Source organism: Chitinophagaceae bacterium, assembly GCA_030053935.1.
Taxonomy (GTDB): Bacteria; Bacteroidota; Bacteroidia; order Cytophagales; family JASGCU01; genus JASGCU01.
Map to the genome: position 1 here is coordinate 13959 of JASGCU010000004.1, position 16425 is coordinate 30383.

The following is a 16425-nucleotide window of genomic DNA, read 5'->3' on the forward strand; positions in this document are numbered from 1 at the left end:
TAATAAGTAAGCACCTTACATTAAATTAAAAATAATGAATAAATGTAAACTATGTGGGAGTAACAAGTTGGCAAAACTGCAAACAATAGATGTAAAAAGAGTTTCCTCTTTTTATAAGTTTGATGTTTCTAAGTTTTTTTTAAGTGATTCATTTGATATATATCAATGTTTAGAATGTGATATTAAATCTTTTGACAGAGCTTTACCTGGTGATTCTGATTTTTATGATATACTTCAAGAATTGGATTATTACTATGAAGAACTTAAAAAAGAATTTTTATTTGCCATTAAAAAAATTGGAGAATTAAATCCAAAGAATATTTTAGAAGTAGGGGCAGGAAGAGGTTATTTTCTAAAAAAAATAAAAAATAATTTTTCGGTAAAAGCAAGTGAACTCAGTGAAAAAAGTATACAGCACTTAAAAAAGGAAGGTATAGAACTAGATACTCCAAAGGATATTTATGATTTTATTTGCTCGTTTCAGGTCTTTGAGCATGTCGATGATATTAAGGGGATATTAGATTTTTGTGACAAAAAACTGGTTTCAGGAGGTTATATACTCATTTCGGTCCCGAATAATGCATCGGAGTATTTTCAAGAAATTTTTTGTTGTTTAGATTATCCTCCTCATCACATGCATCAGTATAGCAAAAAATCATTAGAAAGTATTGGAAGAGTAATGAACTATGAAGTTATCGATTATTGGACGGAATCGATAAGGATTGAACACTTTGCTGCTATAATCAGAGAAAAAAGAGAAATAATAACAAAAAATTCAAAATACAGAGGGATAATAAAAAAGATGGCTCATTTATTAGATATAGTGTTACTTCCTTATTTTTTTTATGAAAATAAATTTATAGGACATACTCACACAATGGTTTACAAAAAAACAACATAAATGATGCAACTATTAAATATTGCCTGTGGTAATCGATATCACAAAGATTGGATAAATATAGATTTTTATGCCAATAATTCAGATATAAAAAAGGTAAATATTCTTTCGGGACTTCCTTTTAAAGACAATTCTTTTGACGTTGCTTATAGTAGCCATTTCTTTGAACATTTACATACTCAAGATGCAACCTTTGTTATATCTGAAGTATACAGAGTACTCAAAAAAGGAGGAATTTTAAGAATAGTAGTTCCCGATTTGGAAGGGGTATGTAAAGAATATATAAAGATGATTGATTTGGCTTCTAAAAATATGGACTACAAGCAACAATATGAATGGATGACTTTGGAACTTTTAGACCAAATGGTAAGGGTTGAGAGCGGAGGAAATATGGGGAAACTCTATCAAAAGATAACCAATGAACAAAACAAGTCATTAGCAGATTATATCTTGTATAGAGTAGGTGAAGATCTTCTTCAGCCGAAAAACGAAATTCCTAAAACATGTAATTTCTTAAAAAAATCACAAAAAATAAATGTTAATTTTATACAGAATAAAGTTCTATTTCTATATCTCGGAATAATACGTCGTCTCATCCCTAAAAATCTCAGAAATATTATATTTATAAATACGAGTATAGGAGAAAAACATTTATGGATGTATGATAAAATATCATTACAAACTCTCTTTGAAAAAGCAGGTTTTAAGGATATAGCTATTCATAGATTTAATACGAGTAGTATTCCATATTTTAATAACTATATTTTAGATATAAAAGATGATGGAACTTCCTATAAGGGAGTGAGTTCTATTTATATGGAAGGAATAAAATAAAAAATGAAAATACTCATAATAAGCACGTATGATATAATAGGAGGAGCAGCAAGAGCAGCTTATAGATTTCAGGAATGCCTCTTAGAAGCAGGGATAGAAGCTACGATGCTAGTACGACATAAAAAAAGTAATAATAAAAAAGTGAAAGAAATACAATTTATCCCACACCGTTTTTTGAATAAGGTATTGAGATATATACGACTTCGCGGAGAAAGAAGTATATTAAAATTAAACAAATACAATACAAAAGAATACCTCTTTAACACTTCTCATCTACCGTTTCACCCAATTATTAAAGAAATAAATGCCATAAAACCAGATATAGTGCATTTTCACTGGGTATGTTTTGATACTATCCCTATAGAAGACTATAAAAAAATAAATGTTCCGGTAGTATGGAGTTTACATGATATGTGGGCGTTCACGGGAGGATGTCATTATGACAAAGAATGTGGAAAATACAAAAACGAGTGTGGAAAATGTCCTGCTCTTAATAGTCAAAAAGAAAATGATTTAAGCAAATGGGTATGGAAACGAAAAAAAAATACCTACTTGAAAATAAAGAATCTCACTATTATTGGTTTGAGCAAGTGGATTGCTGAATGTGCCGAGAAAAGCAATGTTTTACAAAGTCCAAACATAAAAATAGTAAATCTTCCTAATCCAACAGATACAAAACTTTTTAGACCGTCTGATAAAAAACAAGAAAGAAAAAAACTCGGCCTTCCTTTAGATAAAAAACTTATTTGTTTTGGGGCAATGAGTAGCACAAGTGATCCAAGAAAGGGATTTTTGAAGCTGGCCGAAGCGTTAAGTTTATTAGACACAACAGACACAGAACTTATTATATTTGGAGGGAAAGAAGAAGAAATTCCCCACTTAAAATTTAAGTGTCATGTTTTCCCTGAATATAATATTACTGATGAAAAATTAATAAGTTTATATTGCTCTGCAGATGTGGTAGTGGTCCCAAGTTTACAAGAAAATTTATCGCTAACTATTTCAGAATCGTTATCCTGCGGTACTCCTGTGGTAGCCTTTCATATTGGAGGAAATAGCGACATGATAGAGCATACATATAATGGATATTTAGCAAAACCTTTTGATGTTCAAGATCTCTGTGATGGAATAAAATGGGTCATAAACCACCATCAACACGATGAACTTTGTAAGAATGCTCGGGAGAAAGTGGTAAAAGAATTTGACTATCCAGTAGTGGCAAGAAAATATATAGAACTCTACAAACAAATTCTACACAATAAACCTCTATACTAAACACCTACGATAGTTTACTTTTTATTTTTCTTCTCAAAGAGAGTATATAAAATAGGTAGTATAAAAAGGGTAAGCATAGTAGAAATGATGAGTCCGCCGATTACGACGGTCGCAAGGGGACGTTGGACTTCACTTCCTGCACTGGTACTTAAAGCCATTGGTAAAAAACCAATTGAGGCAATGGAAGCGGTTATCAGTATAGGACGAATTCGGTTTTTAGAACCTATAATTACCCTTTTCAAAACATTTGTATGCTTATCTTTTAAGTAATTATATTCCGATATAAGGACTATTCCATTTAATACTGCTACACCGAATAATGCTATAAAACCTACTCCCGCACAAATACTAAAAGGCATATTACGAATCCACAGAAAAAAGATTCCTCCTATGACGGAGAGTGGTATAGCAGAATATATGAGAGATGCCATTTTTAAGGAGCGGAAAGCAAAGAATAAGAGTATAAAAATGAGAGAGAGTGCAATGGGTATAGCAATGTATAAACGTTTTTTTGCGTGAAGTAGGTTTTCAAAAGTTCCTCCATAGACGATGTAATATCCCGTAGGGAGTTTGATATCTGCATTTATTTTTTGTTTGAGTTCGTCTACTATAGATTGTATGTCTCGTTCTTGAGTATTGAATGCTACGGTGGTACGTCTTTTAGCATCTTCCCTTTGGATTTGATTGACAGAATTTTTGAAGGTCACATTTGCTATTTGTCGTAGAGGGATTTGAGTTCCGTTAGGCATGGGTATTAGAATATTTTGAATATCCTCTATTTCTTTTCTTTGTTCTGTATGAAGTCTTAAGACAAGGTCGTATCTCTTTTCGTCTTCGTATATACTTCCCACAATTTGTCCTGCAAATGCTATATTTATTATTGTATTCACATCGGCAATGCTCATATTATATTGTGCAATACTATTTCTATTGTATTCAATAACTATTTGTGGTACTCCGGTGATGGGTTCTATAAAGACATCGCGTGTTCCGTGTATAGTATTTATTACAGTGCTTATTTTTTCGGCGTAGAGATTGAGAGTATCTATATTTTCTCCGAATATTTTACAGACGACATCTTGTTTTGCACCGCTTATGAGTTCATTGAATCGCATTTGCACGGGATATTGAAACCCAAAAGTAACTCCTGGTATCTGTTGCAATGTTTGACTCATTTTTTCAGCAAGTTCATCAAAGGTATTTGCAGAAGTCCACTTATCTTTGTCTTTGAGAATAACCATCATATCCGATGCTTCTAAGGGCATTGGGTCAGTGGGTATTTCAGCACTTCCTATTTTTGTGACAATTTTTTCAATTTCGGGGAAAGTATTTTTTAAGAGTTTAGCTGCTTTTTGAGTGCTTTCAATGGTGGTAGTCAGGTTACTTCCTTTTAATACTCGGGTATCAACAGCAAAATCTCCTTCTTCTAATACGGGAACAAATTCACTTCCTAATTGGTTCAGTATTATAAGAGATGTAATGAAGAGCGTAATAGTAAGGGCAAGAGATGTTTTTTGGAATCGGATGGCTTTTGTGAGACATTTTTGATATATATTTTCTATGGTATGCATTATTTTAATAGAAAAATGGGTGTTTTTTTGTGATTTTTTATTGAGAAAAAGTGCCGTTACCATAGGTATATAAGTAAGGGAAAGAATAAAGGCACCTAATAATGCAAAGGCGATGGTCTCCGCCATGGGTTTAAACATTTTTCCTTCTATTCCTTGGAGAGTAAAAATAGGGAGATATACTACAAGAATAATAATTTGTCCGAATACGGCGGAGTTCATCATTTTAGTAGTAGAGTGTTTTACGGTGTCATCCATTTGAGGTTGGGAATATTGATGAGGGAAGGAGTATATGTTATTTTTGGCGAGTTGGTGCATTACGGATTCTACGATAATAACTGCCCCATCTATGATAAGCCCGAAGTCTAATGCTCCTAAGCTCATAAGATTTCCGCTTACACCAAAGGCATTCATAAGAATAATGGCAAAAAGCATGGAGAGGGGGATTATAGATGCAACTATAAGGGAAGCTTTCAAATCACCCAAGAAAAAAATGAGTATCAGTACTACAATACATGCTGCTTCAGCGAGGTTTTTTAAAACGGTATTAATGGCATTATATATCAATTTTGTTCTGTCTAAGAATGGTTCTATAACTATTCCTTCCGGTAAGTTTTTTTCTATTTCTCCAATTCTTTTTTTTACTTGTTTGATAACGTCGTTACTATTAGCGCCTTTGAGCATGAGAACTATTCCTCCGGCAACTTCTCCTTGGTCATTGTAGCAAAGAGCACCGTATCGGGTTGCGTACCCTATTTCTACATCGGCAACATCTTTAATAAATATGGGATTGTTGTCTTGAGAAAATTTTATGATGATTTTTTCTATATCTTCTTTATTTTTGAGGAGACCTTCTGTTTTAATAAAGAGGGCTGTTTTATCTTTTTCTATGTAAGCTCCACCTGTATTTTGGTTATTTTTTTCCATTGCAGAAAGGACCTCGTAGATAGTAAGGTTATGAGCATACAGTTTATGGGTATTTATACTGACAGAATACTGTTTGAGTTTTCCGCCAAAACTACTTATTTCTGCTACTCCTGGTGTGCCGTTTAAATATCTTTTTATTATCCAATCTTGGATACTTCTCAAGTCGGTAATAGTATATTTTTTTTCATAACCAGGTTTTGTTCGCACTATGTATTGATATATTTCGCTCAGTCCTGTGGAAAGAGGTCCTATTTCGGGAGTTCCTATTTCTCGGGGAATTTGAGATTGTATTTTTTGAAGACGTTCTGCTATTTGTTGTCTCGCCCAATATATATCTATATCGTCATGAAATACTATTGTTACCAAAGAAAGTCCGAAACGAGAAAAGCTTCGTATTTCTTTTAGCCCTGCTATATTTGTTGTTGCTTGTTCTATGGGAAATGTAACGAGGCGTTCTATGTCAGTTGCTCCGAAAGAAGGAGCTACGGTGATCACTTGTACTTGGTTATTGGTAATATCAGGAACGGCATCTATGGGAAATTTTGTTATTTCATGGATTCCAAGAACAATTAAAAAAAGAGTTCCAAATGCTATTATAAGCTTATTGTGAACAGAAAAGTGTATTATATTAGAAAGCATTGTAGACAGAAGATGGTTTAATTTTTTTTATTTATTCGTAATAAATTAAGATACATTTGGTGTTTTATGTTTTTTTTTATGTAGTAATTACAGAGTGATTCCACTTTAAAAATAAAACAAACACCACAAAATGCCATTCCTAAGAAAAGCCCTATCCATATTCCTTCTACTCCATAATCTAAATAAAAACTCAAAAAATAACATACAGGGAAAGAAATGGCAAAATAACCAATACAAATGATGACAAGAGGATATCGAGTGTTCTTAAATCCACGGAGAGAACCTAAAGAAGTTATTTGAAGGGCATCTACTAATTGTTGAAAGATACCTATAAGCAAAAGATTTAAAGCTATTTTATCTACCGTTTCCTTTGTGCTAAAAATATGAATAATTTGATGGTTGAAAAAAAAAGAAAACATACTTACAATAGAGGCAAAAGATAAAGTGATTATTCGAGATGCAGCAATAGATTTTCTAATGTTATAATATTCTTCTTTTCCCAAATAATGCCCAACTTTTATTATAGTTACATTTGCTATCCCTAATCCTAAAACGTAATTAAAATGAACTACAGAATATGCTATTTGATGTGCTGCTAACTGGTCATATCCTATGTATCCAATCATTACAGCTGCTACAGAAAACATCATTATTTCAAATATAAAATTTAATCCCGATGGGACTCCTACTTTAAAAAGATTTATAAAAATAGTAAGGGAATAATCTTTAAAAAGATCTCCTAAAGCCATTCTTTCAGTATATATCTTGAGAGAAGGTAATTTAAATAATAACAGTCCCATCACCATTGCCATAAAAACTTGTGTGATGATAAATGATAAGGCGGGAGCATTAATTCCCATTTGTGGAAAACCAAAATTTCCAAATATAAAAAGATAATTAGATATAATATTTAAAATACTTCCTATAATAACAACTATCATAGAAAGGTTTGTTTTTCCGATTCCATCGACAAACTGAGAAAATGTTCTAAAAATAAGTAAAGGAATGATCGAAAAACTTATAAGTTTTAAATAGTTTTTTGCATTTATTAAAACAGATTCTTCATGACGCATAAAATCTAGTAAACCCACTATGCACAAAAGGAATCCTAAAAGAATAACCCCAATAACAAGATTAAAAATAAGCCCATGCTTTAATAAGTCCTTTAATTTTTCTGTGTTTGTTTGAGAATACCTTCTGTTTTTTTGAGTAAATAAATGAGAGGTAAATATAGTAATTGCATAAGAAGCACCTACTGCAAAAGCAAAAGCAAGTGAAAATATATTATTTCCTAAACTTAAACTTGCTAAGTCATCAGAACCTCCAAACTGCCCTATCATTATACTTGCAGATATAAGGATGATGACTGTTCCTAACTCTGTTACTATGATAGGAAAACCTAACCTTATATTTTCTTTTATATGGTAAATAAGGGGGTAAATATTTTGTTTGTTTTCTGTTTCTATAGAGGTCATGTTTTCTTTTGTTTGTTGTTACTATTGGTATGGAGCAGAATTTTAATAAAAAGAAAGGAATGATTTGTGATAATAAAGAGTATTCACAAACCATTCCACATGTTGTTGAAGGGGTTTTATTTTCTTGTTTCCATGAGAATTTTTTCTCCATGTTCTATTACTTGCTCAATAGTTCCCTTGAGGTTAAATGCGGGTTCAGGTATATGATCCATTTCTCCGTTTAATATCATATTAAACCCTTTAATGGTATCTTTTATATCCACCCACTGTCCTTTGATATTGGTGAACTGTTCTGCTACGTGAAATGGTTGGGAAAGGAATCTTTGCACTTTTCTCGCTCTATATACTGTCATTTTATCTTCTTCTGATAGTTCATCCATACCTAAAATTGCTATGATGTCTTGGAGATCTTTGTATCTTTGGAGAATCATTTTAACTTTTTGAGCGCAAGTATAGTGTTCTTCTCCGACAATATCAGCAGTAAGTATACGAGAGGTAGAATCTAAGGGATCTACTGCGGGGTATATTCCTAATTCAGAAATTTTTCTAGAAAGAACAGTTGTAGCATCAAAGTGGCTAAAAGCTGTAGCAGGAGCAGGGTCAGTAAGGTCATCCGCAGGCACATAAACCGCTTGCACAGAAGTAATAGATCCTCTTTTAGTAGAAGTAATTCTTTCTTGCATAGCTCCCATTTCGGTTGCGAGTGTTGGTTGATACCCTACTGCTGAAGGCATTCTTCCTAAAAGAGCTGATACTTCTGAACCTGCTTGCGTAAAACGAAATATATTATCTATAAAAAATAAAATATCTCTACCTTTCCCTTCCCCATCTCCATCTCTAAAATATTCTGAAAGGGTTAATCCGGAAAGAGCTACACGAGCACGGGCTCCAGGTGGTTCATTCATCTGTCCAAAAACAAAGGTTACTTTTGAATCTTTGAGATTATCCATATTTACTTTTGACAAATCCCATTCTCCTTTTTCTTGAAAGGCATGTTCGAAATCTTTTCCATAATTTACTATTCCTGATTCTATCATTTCTCTCAATAAATCGTTTCCTTCACGAGTTCTTTCACCTACTCCTGCAAAAACCGAAAGTCCTGAATTTGCTTTTGCTATATTGTTAATAAGCTCTTGGATAAGAACCGTCTTCCCAACTCCCGCTCCCCCAAAAAGTCCTGTTTTTCCTCCTTTTGCATAAGGCTCTATTAAATCTATTACTTTTATACCTGTATATAGTACTTCTGTGCTGGTAGTAAGCTGGTCAAAATCGGGTGGATCCCTATGGATAGGAAGACGTTTTTTACCTTCTGGTTGTTTTATTCCATCTATTGCTTCTCCAACTACATTAAAAAGCCGTCCTTTTATGTCTTCTCCAATAGGCATGGAAATTGGACCTCCCAAATACTCTACTTTCATACCTCTTCGCATTCCATCTGTAGAGTCCATAGATATTGTTCTCACTCTATCTTCTCCCAAATGTTGCTGAACTTCTAAAACAACTTTTTGATTATTCTCTTTTGTCACCTGTAATGCATCTAAAATATTAGGAAGATTACGTTTCTCAAAAACCACATCTACTACCGGACCTATGATTTGTATTATTTTTCCTGAACTGTCCATATTATGTAATTACTATTACTCATTTGTTAAATTATATTGTTGTTTATTTTTTGTTTTTTAAGTTTTGAATCCTTGCTGAAAAGTTATTTTTGATACATTTATAATTTTATAAATGTTTGATTATCAATAGTTTTAAAACTCAATATTTTTTGTAAAAATGGTTTTTCAGAGTGGATTCAAGTTTTTAAATGTTTTTTTTTTGCATTTTCATACGGGTTATTTTTCCTAATAAAGCACTGAATAGTATTCCTACCCCCCCTAAAAAAGAAAGAATCCAAGCATCACTATAGTTTTTAAAAAAAATAATAAAAAATATCACTGTTATATTAAAAGTTAAGAGAATACAGGTGGTATACCCATGCGAATATCCAATTCTCGTTAAAAAATGATGCATGTGCCCTTTGTCTGGCTTTAAAGGTGATTTTCCTTTTAGTATTCTCTTTATAAAAACCCTTGTGGTATCTAAAATAGGTAAAAAAACGATACCTATTGCACTCCCAATTGAGCTTTCAAACTTATAAATATGATGAAATGGAAGAGAATTATTCAATTCTATAAAAATAATAGAGAAGACACTCAGTAAGAATCCCAACGAGAGAGCTCCCGTATCGCCCATAAATATCTTGGCGGGATTCCAATTATATATCATAAACCCCATAACCGCTCCAATAAACGAAAAGGTAAAAAGAGAATAAATATATTTTTCGTTCAAATAAAACCATATCCCAAAAAATAAAAAAGATACAATACTGAATCCTCCTGATAGACCATCTATACCGTCTATTAAATTAAAAGCATTGGTAATGCTTATTATTATAAACGTAGAAAGCAGTATAGAAACGTATAAAGGAATATCATAAATACCTATAAAGCCACCCAAAGAAGTGATGTAAATTTTTCCATATATGGTCACCAAGAGTGCGGCGCATACTTGCCCTAAAAGTTTTTGCTTGGCAGATAAGTTTACTATATCGTCGCGTAAACCCACAATGAAAATAATTAATACTGAAAAGATAAGCATCCTTATATCTGTCAATTGCTTTAGCCCAACCCATAAAATAACACTAAACAATGCCCCAAACACAATACATATCCCCCCCATAGAAGGAGTATTTTCTTTATGTATCTTTCTCCCGCCCGGACTATCTATTATATTATTTTTTACAAAAAAATAAATAACAACAGGCGTTAATATGAAACATATTAAAAAAGATGTTATTAATACAACTATTATTACTAGATCCATACTTAATTTTTTATAGTTTTAGCAACATACATATATTATGTTTATTAAACAAAATGCGTTTCCCTTTTCTTGTTGATAACACAGTAAAATAGAAATTTATTACGTAAATAAAAAATAATGGTATGAAACCGCATTATTTTTTGAATATTTTTCAATATAATTTGAAAATATAAAATCTCTTTCATTCGTAATTTTTTATGATTTTTAACAATAAAAAAATGAATTTTATAATAAAAGTCACTCTCTGTGTTTTTGTTCTTTATAAATAATCTGGCATTATAATTAACAGAGAGTACGTTTTCAAACGTGTTTTTTTATTATTGTCTGATTTGATTATAAAAAAAAATTTCCAAAGTTAATGAGGACGGAAAGCATTATAATATTCTATGGAGCTTTCTATGTCTTGGAAAGTGATGGGTATATCAAAAACAGCTTTGCCTATTTGTAGCAAAAGAGATGCTTGAATATTATTGTTTGTATTCTTTTTATCTTGGAGTATATAAGGAAATATTTTATTTTTGAGAGATGCTTCTATGGGGGACAGAGGGAAAGTTTGCTGTATATACTTAAAAATTTCTAAAAATTCTGTTCGGGGTAATCCACATTTTTTGAAAGAAATGAATGCTTCCAAAACCATACCTATTGCTATTGCTTCCCCGTGGAGCAGAGGAGTGTTTGTTTTTAAATAAGCGGACTCTAAGGCATGTCCAATAGTGTGTCCAAAATTTAATATTTTTCTATAATTTTGTTCGTGTGGGTCTTTTGTTACTATCTCGGACTTGATAGCGAGAGAGTTTTGTATATTTTTTTCCCAATTTTGTGTCTCTAATGTATTTTGTGTTATTTCATTCCAATATTTTTTGTCGGCAATAAGGGTATGTTTGATAACTTCTGCAAAGCCCGAGTGGAGTTCTCGCTTTGGAAGTGTTTTCAAAAATTCGGAGTGTATAAATGTCTTAATTGGGTTTGTAAATAAGCCGATATGATTTTTTAGTCCTTGAAAATCTATTCCTAATTTGCCTCCTATACTTGCATCTACTTGAGATAAAAGAGTAGTAGGAATGGTAATAAAAGCGATGCCTCTTTTATAAGTAGCCGCACAAAATCCACCCATATCCCCAATAACTCCGCCTCCGAGCAATATCATCAATGCCTTTCTATCTAATTGATGATGGGTCATTTGCTCCCAAATATATTGGCAGGTATGTATATTTTTTTCTTTTTCTCCGCTTTCAATAATGATAGTATGAGAGGTATTTTTTATTTCTACAGGCAATAGAGGAAAGCAATGCAGAGCAGTATTGCTATCCATCAAAATAATTTTTTGTGAAAAGGTATTGTTCAAAAAAAAACTATGGAGAGAGTCGGAGATGTTGTTTGTTATGTCTATATTGTGCATTAGGTATTTTTATTGTTTCATTTTGTTTGAATAATTTCTCAGAAATGGATATGCTAATACAGCAGAAAGTATAATAGCTCCGCCCAAGTAAAAATCTTCGTTCATTTTTTCTTTATCGCCAAATACTAATACTGCCAAAATTATTCCATAGAGTGGTTCTAAATTTACAATAAGGTTTATAGTAAAAGCAGAGAGACGTTGTATAAGTTTCACTTCTACAGAAAAAGCATACACAGAACAAACTAAAGCAAGTACCAGTAGCCATAAAAAATCTGATAATGTGATATTCAAATGAATACCGTCTTCTGTAAAAAAATAAGAATAAAAAGGCATAAGGATAATACTACTAAGGCATGCAGCAGCAAGTTCATAAAACGTGATAATGTAATAGTGATGTTTATGGGAAAGTTTTGTATTCAGAACAGTAAAACAAGCACCGAAGAGAGCGGATAAAATGGCGAGTATTAATCCTAATGTGTATTGAAACTCTACTTTAAAAATTATTACTATACCGACTATAGTTATGATTCCTAAAAACACATCTAATTTTTTTATTTTATACCCTCTAAATATAGGTTCTAGTATGCTGGTCCAAAAAGTTATAGTGGACAATCCTACCAAAGAAATAGAAGCTGTGGATACTCTTGCCGAAGCAAAAAACAGCGTCCAGTGGATTTGTATAAAAAAACCTGTGAGCATTAATTCCCAAAGAGTTCTTGGTTCTATTGTTTCTTTTTTTTGAAAAAAAAACACTATGGGAGCCAGGCATAGAGAGGCAATGAGAGTTCTATAAAATACTAATTCAAATGCGGGAATGTTTATAAATAACCCTATGACAGCAGTAAAGCCCCACAGAAATACTATAAAATGGAGTAGTATATAATCTTTTAGCGTTCTGCTCATAATTCTTTATTCTACGCCGGGTTGTTTTAATTCTCCTGATATTTCTTTTGCTTTTTTTACCATTTGTCGGACATCGGAGAGGAGTTTTTTTGCATCAAAAATGACACCGTCTTTTATGGTATATTTGACTCCTCCTGCTCGGGTTACTTTGTTATCATTGGTAAGTTTAATTGCTCCTGTTCCATACAAAACTTGTAAATTTTGAAGAGGATTTTCATTTATAATCATTAAATCTGCTAATTTTCCTACTTCTATGGATCCTATTTCTTTTTCCATACCCAATGCTTTGGCACCGTAAAGAGTAGCGGATCTGATAATTTCTAAGGGATGAAAGCCCGCTTCTCTCAAAAGTTCGAATTCTCTGATATAAGCAAATCCATAGAGTTGGAATATAAAGCCCGAATCAGAACCCGTGGTTACTATACCACCTCTGTTTTTATACTCGTTTATGAAGGCCATCCAAAGTTTATAATTGTCTTTCCATATTAGTTCTTCTTCTGTTCCCCAAAAATGCCAATAAGAACCATGAGATATTTTGCTGGGCTGATAAAACTTCCAAAGAGATGGAAGTGTATATTCTTGATGCCATTCAGCAGTTCTTGCTCGCATAAGGTCTCTATTTGCTTCGTATATATTAAAAGTAGGGTCTAATACAAAATCTAATTTTATGAGGGAGTCCATAACAGAATTCCATTTATCTGTAAAAGGAGCTGCGGCTTGTTTCCAAAGTTTTCCTGCTTCTCCAAAACGCATCTGTTCATCTTGATAATTATAATCTAATCTATAATTCTGAATGGTTTGCTGTGTAAAAAGTGCTTCGGGAAGTCCATACCAATGCTCCATACTGGTTAATCCCCAGCTTGCTGTTTGTAATACATTCGCTCTTGCTACGTCCATTTGGGCATGGTGACAACATGACCTGAGACCTAATTTTTTATTTTCCATAATGGCTGTTTTCATAATGTCGGGATGAGCTCCAAAGAACTTTATACCATCGGCTCCTTTCTTTGCATTTTCTTGAACCCAAATCCTTGCTTCTTCGGGAGAATTTATTCCTTCCTTTTTCCCCATTCCAAAAGCTGTGTACGCAAAAATACGTGGAGCAGTTATTTCATTTCTTATACTTTTTTGTTTATGGTCTAAAACCCATTCTAATCCATTTCCACAAGAAGGATCCCGAACGGTAGTAACCCCATGTGCCATCCATAATTTAAAAACGTATTCGGCAGGGGTTCCCTGAGAACTCCCTCCTATATGGGCATGCATATCTATAAAACCCGGTAAAATATACATTCCCGTTGCATCTATAATCTTTGCTCCATCTTTTGCTTTAGGACGCTTTGTAGAATCTATAGCTACTCCCGGATATCCTACTACCTTTATTTCTTTTATCCTATTTTGTTCTATAACAATATCTACCGGACCAATAGGCGGTGCCCCTGTTCCATTGATAAGAATCCCTCCTCTAATAATAAGCTGACTAAAAGGTCCTTCACCTTCTGTTCTTTTAGGGGATGGAAGGATACCTTGTTGGCACATGCCCTCATACATTATACTTACCAATCCTAATACTATAAAAAATCTATTTTTCATTTTTAATTATTATGTTTATTTTTTTTACTAAATATTATATGTTTTTTATGGTAATACATGTTCATTATCTTTCAATACTTGAAAAATATTGGATTTTCCAATATGGTAGCAAGCATTCGTTGCTAAACTTCCATACTTTCCCCAATCTGTGTTTTTCAAAAGTTCCATTACATTGTGTTTCATTTTTTCATCTTTTGTGGTAAATACAATGGCAACTCCTGATTTATACTTCACCTCTTCAAATGTATTCACTATGGAAATAGTATTATGAAAAGTGGAAGAGATATAACAATCTGCCTTTTCTTCAAAAATCCATTTTTTGCCACATTCTCTTTTTTTTGCCAATGAAACAGTATACACCTTTACTATTTCCCCAAAAGGTTCGTTAGTTCTGTTATTATACCAACTAAACTCTTCGTTTTTGGCTGTATGATTTTTACTCCAAATCTGAAAAACACATTTTACATCTACGTTTTTATTATTGACGGGGTTATAAAAGGAATTGTGTTGTAATCTTTCTGAGTGAATGAGATGGAATCCCTTTATTCTGTATTTTATAGAACCTTTTCCTTTGCTTTCAAAAAACATTGGGAGAATAAAACAAACATAATCGGCATTTTGAGAATGATTGATAAAGTTTAAAGCCATAACGCCTCTATGCCCAAAAGGAGGATTACCTATCACAATATTTTTTTTATTGGTAGGTAATGTATATTGTAAATAGTCGGATGGAATAATTTCACTATTCATTGGTTTCATATCTATTCCAATTCTCTTATTCTGAGGTAATAAGTTAAAAAAAACTCCATTCCCTGCACTTGGTTCAATCCATTGAAAATGTTCTAAATTATTTTCATATTGTAAAATTATGGAACAAGTTTTTTTATACAATGCTGCAGCAATACTCTCTTTTGTGAAGTATTGGTCTAGCAGATTATTTGCATTTACTTTCATACTATTTCCATTTACATATTTTAAAGGAAATGAGCTATCAGAAATTTGGCTATTAAATAAATCTGTTATTAACATTGTATTGTATTATTTTTCATTTTTTTAATTGAATAATGACAGCACCATTAGTAGCACGTATTCCATAGAGTTGCATGGCTTCTGTTCCGTTCATAAATTGTATGGACTTCATATCATTTACATCTACCCACCTTACTGCTTCTTCATAATTTGTTCCTACCAATGCCCCATTCACCACAAAAATAGGCGATGTATCTCCCGAAAAACTTAACTGCCCACGAACCGAAACATTGATACTCCCAGCACTATTAGTTACTTGTATCCCAGGTAGGTTTCTCAAATAATCTGCTAATGTGAGATTGTTATATTTGGTTTGAATACTGTTATTCGGTGCAGTTTCTTTTTTTGTTGATGCATCACCGCTATTCTGTATAGGTTTTTGAACTCCACAACTACAAAAAAATAGAATACCTATTATATATATTTTATTCATACAATTTTTTAAATGACTTTGTTAATAAAAAAGGGTTATAATTATGTAAATATGTTATAAAATACAATAAAATTCTCGGAAAAGTAATTTTTCGGAGTAAACTCAAAATTAAAATGCAAGCAAGTATATATAATCATAATTATTAATACAAATGAGTATGATAAAAAAAAGACCCTTGCGAAGTTAAATTAAAAAAAATCTACTCATTTCTATCAAAACGAATCATTGTATGACTCATTATATTAAAATAAAAATAAAATTTGCTTACTTTATTACTAAAATAAGCAAAATAAATAATTGAGTCCGCTTGAAAAAGTCGTTTTCACAAAAATCAAAAATATCGAGAATTAAAACTATTGATAATCAAATAGTTGTAAAATTATAAATATATCAAAAGCGAATGTTCGGAATGGATTCATTTTTATATTTTTATGTATATAAATGATAAAAAAATATTTATATTATATTTTTGATAAAAATTGTATATATTTGAGAAAAAAGTATTATTTATATATTCTATAAAAAATCAATACATTATAAAAGAAAATAAAATGATAAAAAAAAAATAAAATGATAAAAAAAAA

General features: G+C 32.0%; 12 protein-coding genes. 3 read left to right on the forward strand and 9 right to left on the reverse strand.

The window, feature by feature from the left end; all coding sequences use genetic code 11:
* Window positions 1-34: 34 nt before the first annotated feature.
* From QM536_00960 to QM536_00970, 3 genes are read left to right on the forward strand one after another with little or no spacing between them, the layout of a single operon-like run.
* Window positions 35-901, forward strand: coding sequence for a class I SAM-dependent methyltransferase (locus QM536_00960; GenBank protein MDI9355582.1), 867 nt, complete (start codon window positions 35-37; stop codon window positions 899-901).
* On the forward strand, window positions 902-1732 hold the full coding sequence (locus QM536_00965) for a methyltransferase domain-containing protein (GenBank protein MDI9355583.1): 831 nt from the start codon (window positions 902-904) through the stop codon (window positions 1730-1732).
* A gap of 3 nt (window positions 1733-1735) precedes the next feature.
* The gene (locus tag QM536_00970; GenBank protein ID MDI9355584.1) at window positions 1736-3007 is read left to right on the forward strand and encodes a glycosyltransferase family 4 protein; all 1272 of its coding nucleotides are present in this window, start codon (window positions 1736-1738) and stop codon (window positions 3005-3007) included.
* A 14-nt stretch (window positions 3008-3021) separates the two neighbouring features.
* On the opposite strand, the gene QM536_00975 is transcribed toward QM536_00970, so the two are convergent.
* The 9 genes from QM536_00975 to QM536_01015 all read right to left on the reverse strand — a co-directional run bounded on the left by QM536_00975 (window position 3022) and on the right by QM536_01015 (window position 15841).
* Window positions 3022-6141, reverse strand: coding sequence for a CusA/CzcA family heavy metal efflux RND transporter (locus QM536_00975; protein MDI9355585.1), 3120 nt, complete (start codon window positions 6139-6141; stop codon window positions 3022-3024).
* 17 nt (window positions 6142-6158) lie between these two features.
* A complete protein-coding gene (locus tag QM536_00980; protein MDI9355586.1) occupies window positions 6159-7616 on the reverse strand; it encodes an MATE family efflux transporter in 1458 nt (485 codons plus the stop codon).
* Between the two features lie 116 nt (window positions 7617-7732).
* Complete coding sequence (atpD, locus tag QM536_00985; GenBank protein MDI9355587.1) at window positions 7733-9238, reverse strand: F0F1 ATP synthase subunit beta; 1506 nt, start codon at window positions 9236-9238, stop codon at window positions 7733-7735.
* Window positions 9239-9422: 184 nt separating this feature from the next.
* Entirely contained in the window at window positions 9423-10484 is a 1062-nt protein-coding gene (locus QM536_00990) for an MraY family glycosyltransferase (protein MDI9355588.1), read from the reverse strand.
* A 355-nt stretch (window positions 10485-10839) separates the two neighbouring features.
* Complete coding sequence (gene aroB, locus QM536_00995; GenBank protein ID MDI9355589.1) at window positions 10840-11883, reverse strand: 3-dehydroquinate synthase; 1044 nt, start codon at window positions 11881-11883, stop codon at window positions 10840-10842.
* A gap of 9 nt (window positions 11884-11892) precedes the next feature.
* Entirely contained in the window at window positions 11893-12786 is an 894-nt protein-coding gene (locus tag QM536_01000; GenBank protein ID MDI9355590.1) for a DMT family transporter, read from the reverse strand.
* Window positions 12787-12792: 6 nt separating this feature from the next.
* The gene (locus QM536_01005; protein MDI9355591.1) at window positions 12793-14379 is read right to left on the reverse strand and encodes an amidohydrolase family protein; all 1587 of its coding nucleotides are present in this window, start codon (window positions 14377-14379) and stop codon (window positions 12793-12795) included.
* A gap of 45 nt (window positions 14380-14424) precedes the next feature.
* Complete coding sequence (locus QM536_01010; GenBank protein ID MDI9355592.1) at window positions 14425-15408, reverse strand: hypothetical protein; 984 nt, start codon at window positions 15406-15408, stop codon at window positions 14425-14427.
* Between the two features lie 16 nt (window positions 15409-15424).
* Entirely contained in the window at window positions 15425-15841 is a 417-nt protein-coding gene (locus tag QM536_01015) for a Plug domain-containing protein (protein MDI9355593.1), read from the reverse strand.
* Window positions 15842-16425: the final 584 nt, after the last annotated feature.